The organism is Aminobacter sp. P4_D5, from assembly GCF_056401815.1.
The window spans coordinates 1-907 of record NZ_JBFUIP010000485.1 but is presented as its reverse complement, the minus strand read 5'-3'; the positions used below and the strand labels follow the sequence as shown (position 1 = coordinate 907).

Genomic DNA, 907 nt, shown 5'->3' with positions numbered 1-907 from the left:
CCCGAAGGCGCCCTCGTTGCTGGAAAGCTTCACGATCCGGTTCACACCCGGGATCTTCGACTCGCCGCCCACATAGGGCTCGATCGAGAGGATGGAGGGGCGGGGAGTCAGGACGTTCATGGCTTCGCTCCACGCTCGGGGATCGCATAACGCCCGAGGATGACGGCGTCGGTCGGCGGGGCGCCCGTGGTCTCGATCAGCGCGCGGGTGAAGCCCTCCTCCCGTCGCATCGCGACGACACGGCCCGAACCGGACAGTGCCGCCAGCGAGGCGCGGCTGGGCTCGCCGGACACCTCCAGCCGCAGGAGGGTCGCGTCATGGCCGGAGGGGTCGGCCGGGTGCAGGCCGATGACGGCGGCCTCCAGCGGCGGCTCGCGGTCGCTGTAGAAGGGCAGCCGCGCGATCACCGAAAGGTGATGCGGATCGAAATGCGCCCACCATTCCTCGGCGTTCTTGTCGCTCTCGCGCGGCCAGGGGAGGATGGCGATGCTCGCATCCCGCCCGCCGAGGGCGGCCAGGGCAGCGTGCAGCGAAGGATGCTGGCGCTGCGCGGTGCTGGCGCCGAAATGCTCGGCGGCCAGCCGCGCCAGGGCCGGGTCGGGCGGCAGGGCGATGGAGAAGTTGCCCTGCTGGGCGACGGAGGTGGCGAAGAGCTCTCGCCAAAGACGCACCAGGGCGACACGCGGCAGGGGGCCGGCATGGCGTCCAAGGAGGCGGCGGAGGATGGCGGCCTCGCGGCCGGGGCGCAGCACCGTGCCGGCCGGCTTGGTGCCGCCCGAGGCCAGCCGCTGCACCACCTGGGCGCGGCGGACCAGCAGGTCCTGCAAGGCGTCGTCGAGCATGTCGATCTCGGCGCGCAGGGCGGCCAGATCGTCGGGGGCGGTCTCGCTGGCGGTCGGAGCTTCGG

Annotated in this window: 1 protein-coding gene; it reads right to left on the bottom strand. The window is 72.7% G+C overall.

Going from position 1 to position 907, the window contains the following annotated elements; translation table 11 throughout:
- Positions 1-116: 116 nt before the first annotated feature.
- A partial coding sequence (locus AC1DWF_RS32940) for a chorismate mutase (protein ID WP_476842713.1) occupies positions 117-907 on the bottom strand: 791 nt, incomplete at its 5' end.